The 4,671-nt window shown below is 38.0% G+C and carries 4 protein-coding genes and 1 pseudogene; 3 read left to right on the forward strand and 2 right to left on the reverse strand.

The annotated features are described in order from the left end of the window. Positions 1-283 (reverse strand): annotated as a pseudogene (locus AC1DG9_RS23550) (nitrite reductase); the annotation flags it as partial. Positions 284-687: 404 nt separating this feature from the next. Between AC1DG9_RS23550 and AC1DG9_RS23555 the strand changes: the two are divergent. Next, entirely contained in the window at positions 688-999 is a 312-nt protein-coding gene (locus AC1DG9_RS23555; protein WP_172660639.1) for a hypothetical protein, read from the forward strand. A gap of 14 nt (positions 1,000-1,013) precedes the next feature. On the opposite strand, the gene AC1DG9_RS23560 is transcribed toward AC1DG9_RS23555, so the two are convergent. Next, entirely contained in the window at positions 1,014-2,111 is a 1,098-nt protein-coding gene (locus AC1DG9_RS23560; protein WP_172660640.1) for an alkaline phosphatase family protein, read from the reverse strand. Positions 2,112-2,338: 227 nt separating this feature from the next. Here AC1DG9_RS23560 and AC1DG9_RS23565 point away from each other — a divergent pair, with 227 nt between their 5' ends. After that, the gene (locus AC1DG9_RS23565; protein ID WP_337715353.1) at positions 2,339-3,280 is read left to right on the forward strand and encodes a metallophosphoesterase family protein; all 942 of its coding nucleotides are present in this window, start codon (positions 2,339-2,341) and stop codon (positions 3,278-3,280) included. 236 nt (positions 3,281-3,516) lie between these two features. Then, on the forward strand, positions 3,517-4,671 hold a 1,155-nt coding region (locus tag AC1DG9_RS23570; RefSeq protein ID WP_477635348.1), incomplete at its 3' end, for a metallophosphoesterase.

Raw genomic sequence — 4,671 nt, forward strand, 5'->3', positions numbered from 1 at the left:
GAATATCCTGGCGGGTTGTCAGGTGTAAGTTCCCGCTTGCATATTCATCAGATACATCTGCAATACGTAAAAGCTGATTGAAAGTTACTTTACCAAATGGCAGTTTAATACGTACCATTTGAACGCCGGGCTGTCTTTGGCCATAAACACCACGCGCCAAACGCAAGCTTCTAAATTTCTCATCATGGATTTTACCCTCGCGGAATTCCCTGATCTTCTTTTCAAGATCGATTATATCTTTTTCGACAATAGGATTTTCTAACTCTGTTCTAAAGCTCTGCATCTTTTGTTAGGTCTAATTTAAAAAAAGCTTCTTTGTCGGGGAGACTGAAGAAGCTTTTAAAAGTTTTGTTCCAAACAGTCCGTAGTCTTACCCTTTCATGCATTGCATGATCATGTACTTAACGCTACAATTCACTGTTTTCATAAAGCAAATATATAAAGTATATAGGTTTGGTAGTACATAGAATTGTAAAAAAAGAATTAATGCACTAATTATCAATCAGTTATTTTGCAATTTAAAACCATTCAAGATTAGCTAAGTTCGTGCTTAATAAAAGGTTACGATGCTTTAAACAAATACACCGAGCTTTACTTCGTGTTAAGCAGCGAACAAATGTTAACATAATGATAATATGAAATTTACACTATCTTTATGTTGTTTTGTAATTCTTAAAAAAATATGTCATGAAAGATAAAAAAAAGGGATCAGCTATCAAATCTGCAATCAAGGAACTTCGTAAATCATTAAACACTCAAATAGCCACAGGAATTGAAGCAGTAGTTACAGGATTGGACTACAACCCGAAAGATGCCAAAAAAGAAATCAATAAAGCAGCAGCTAAATTAGCAAAAAAACTATCTAAAAAACTTAAAGTAAGCAGCTCTGATCTAATTGAAGCAAGCACTGTAACTAAGAAAGCAGAGGCTCCAGTTAAAGAAGCCGCTGCCACTGCTAAAGTTAAAAAAGTAGCTACCAAAGAGCCCGCTAAAAAATAACGCTGTATTAAGCATTATTTAAGAAAGGAAACAGACTCAACTCTCTCTCCTACCGGGTGGTTGGCAGTAAACTTAAAGCCAAGAAAATGAGCTAAGGTTTGCGCAAACTGTTCCTGATAAATCTGCCCTTCAGTTTTCATTTCTCCTTTGGGCGGTGTATCAGGGCCTAGAACAGCGAACCATGTTTCGTTAGAGTGAGCCGTCTCTGATCCATGACTAACCCAGCCTTTATCTATACCACGACCATGATCCGGGCAAATCATAATAGTTGTATTATCCTTATAGAAAGGATCGGCCTGAAGGCTTGCCCAAAGACTTGCAATCATTTTATCCAGATAATTAGCGGCATCAAGAAAAGAATCATATTGCCCGGCGTGCCCGAACTCATCAGTATCTATGAAATCTATGTAAACCAGTCGTGGGTGATTCGCTGCTATATAGGTTTTAGCCAGCGCATAAGTTGTTAAATCGAAACGCTCTGAAGTACCGAACGTATTGGGTAAAAAGTACTGTAATTCATTGGCCAGCTTTTGAGCCTCGGTTAAGTTTGCACCTTTTACATCCTCGTAAGGGTTATACAAAGGCATTTTATTCCTATTACGGTTCACTATGTTTCCTACTGCAGCCCAACCTGCAAAAGTTACCACCTTATTTTGATAGCCTTTTTGTTTATTGATAAACTCAAGTACGTTTTCGTTCGGATTATCCGGATAGCTATTCGAATTAATGGCCGGATCATAGTAACCACAAACTGTTTCACTCCTACCAGGATAAGAGAACCAATATTTGTTTTTAACATTCACATAATTCTTTAGGTCGCGGTTACCATATAGCTGCCCATGTTTCGCAATAGTATTCCAAAAAAAAGGCATCAGTTTTTGTCGGCGCTCATTTGCAGTTGGCGCCCAATACTTTTTAACCAACTCTGTTGAATCCTGCCTGCGATATTTTTTTTGGAACAATAATGAAGAATCTGCACCCTTGAAAATTTCCTGCCAGCGATACCCGTCAATAGAAATAAGGATTACGTTTTTTGTCTTACCTTTTTGGGCAAAGGAAGAGACAGCTGCCGCCATAAAAACCAAGGCAAACACAAGTAATTTTGTTTTCATAATTTTTAGTATATATAAACTTTAAGATTTAATAACAATAATTTAACAATTAGATATTTTTAAGTTAAAACAAGTCAAAAGACACTATATTAACTATATACACGAACAACAACAAACCTACTTCTATCTTCAAATGTTTACAAATATTAAAAATATACTTCATTTATTGCAATTTTTATTTTACAATTGTATTCTAAAAAAACGGCTCCAAACTTCGACTTACAGGTATGAAAAGACGCAACTTTTTAATCAGCACATTGATTGGCACCGGCAGCCTTTCAGGAATACAAAATCTATACGCAAAAACAGAAGCCTCCGCAGCCTTATCCGGCAAAAAACCTTTAATGCGTATTGGTATTTGCACAGACCTTCATCAGGACCTGATAAAGGACGGCGAAAAAAGACTGCAGTCGTTCATCAACGAAATGAACCAGCGTAAACCCGACTTCATTATTCAAATGGGAGACTTTTGCATCCCTAAGGAAAAGAACAAAAACTTAATGGGAATCTGGAATCAATTTACCGGACCAAAATATCATGTAATAGGAAATCATGATACAGATGGTGGTTTTACACATGACCAGGTTGTTGATTTCTGGAATGCCAAAGGAAAATATTACTCGTTTGACACCAATGGCTATCATTTTGTGGTGCTAAACGGCAATGAAAGACCAGAAGGAGATACTTCCAAAGGATATCCAAGATCTATGAATCCAGCACAGATAAAATGGATGAAACAAGATTTGGAAGCAACGAATTTACCTACAATTGTATTTTGTCATCAGGGTATAGATAATGATCAGGATGGCTTAAAAGAAGGAGCCTTGATCCGTTTAATATTTGAAAGAATAAACAAGAAAGCAGGGTTTAATAAAATTCAGTTCGTTTTTAGTGGCCACCATCATGAAGACTATCATAATGTTTACAACGGCATTAATTATGTACAGATCAATAGCATTTCCTATCAGTTTACCCATCCGGTTACAGGTTACGATTTTGCACACACTAAAGAACCCCTGTGGGCATTTTTAACAATTTACACCAATGGCACTGCAGAAATCAAAGGCCGTAAATCGGAATATATGGGGCAAGAAGCCACACAAAACGACCCCGATTATAACGGATACCCCAATGTACCCTATATTTCGGACAGAGCAATTAAGATTTAATTTGCGTTATCATCCTTTAAAGCGGACATTCTTTAAAACTGACGTCATTCAAGAACCGACCTCATTCGAGAACCGAGGTCATTCAAGAACTGGCCTCATTCGAGATGACGTGCATTATGTCGAGATGACGTGTATTATACTATTACACCCCCAACAATACACAGTAATGTCATATTGAGTAACATACCAAACACTTTGCCATCCAAGCTGTAATTTTAATTCGTTTATAAAACTACATGAAGAGAAGAATCAGTGTTTTACCACTTGCTATAATAGCAATACTACTTTTTGTTTTGAACTGGTACGTGCTTTCGGGCATCAGAACAATAAGTTCAAATTCACTTACCACCCCACTTTTCTGGGGTTTTATCGTGCTCACCACCGCCACCCTAATTTATTCCATAATAAGAATGCGCGACAATGGAATGGACCTGCTCTTTAAAATAACCACTCATGTTTTTCTGATCCTGTTTGTTACAGAGGTGATATTTTCGGCATTCCTGCTGCTGGGCGATACATACAGATTGATAACGCAAGGCGCCAGAAATGTATATTGGGTTGAATTTGCCCTCCTGGTCGTCCTACTCGTAATCCTAATATTTATCTACGGCATGATTAAAGGAAAATATGCCTACAGGGTAATTAAGCATACCTTATTTTTTGATGATCTGCCGTCAAATTTTGATGGCTTTACCATCACACAAATCTCTGATGTACATGCCGGAAGCTTTAAAAATCCAACAGCAGTACAAAAAGGCATCGACCTGATCAAAGCGCAAAATTCTGACCTCTTTGTATTTACCGGCGACCTGGTAAACAACAAAGCAGAGGAGATTACACCCTGGATTGATCATTTCAAACAGGTAAAGGCACCATACGGACAGTTTTCTGTTTTAGGAAACCATGATTACGGCGACTATGTACCATGGAGAAGTGAATCAGAAAAGAACGCAAATCTACAACGACTAAAAGAATACCATGAAGAGCTGGGCTACAAATTATTACTCGACGAAGAGGTAACCTTACACAAAGACGGGCAAAAAATAGTGTTGGCCGGAGTAGAAAACTGGGGAATAGGTTTTGGCGAAAGAGGAGACTTAAACAAAGCTTTAGCAGGCACCAGTCTCAATGACTTTAAAATATTACTTTCACATGATCCATCACACTGGGACGCAGAAGTAGTAAAACACCCCTCAAAAGTTCACCTTACCTTAAGCGGACACACACATGGCATGCAATTTGGCATAGAAGCATTTGGGATCAAATGGAGCCCTGTAAAGTATCGCTACGCACATTGGGCAGGCATAACAAGCAGGAATGGTCGATATTTAAACATCAACAGAGGCTTTGGTTTTCTTGGATTTTCTGGCAGGATTGGTATATGGCCAGAG

It is taken from the genome of Pedobacter sp. 05L430, assembly GCF_056397585.1.

Coding starts and splice junctions, on each gene's coding strand:
- AC1DG9_RS23555 (WP_172660639.1), top strand. CDS start 688: ATGAAAGATAAAAAAAAGGGATCAGCTATCAAATCTGCAATCAAGGAA.
- AC1DG9_RS23560 (WP_172660640.1), bottom strand. CDS start 2,111: ATGAAAACAAAATTACTTGTGTTTGCCTTGGTTTTTATGGCGGCAGCT.
- AC1DG9_RS23565 (WP_337715353.1), top strand. CDS start 2,339: ATGAAAAGACGCAACTTTTTAATCAGCACATTGATTGGCACCGGCAGC.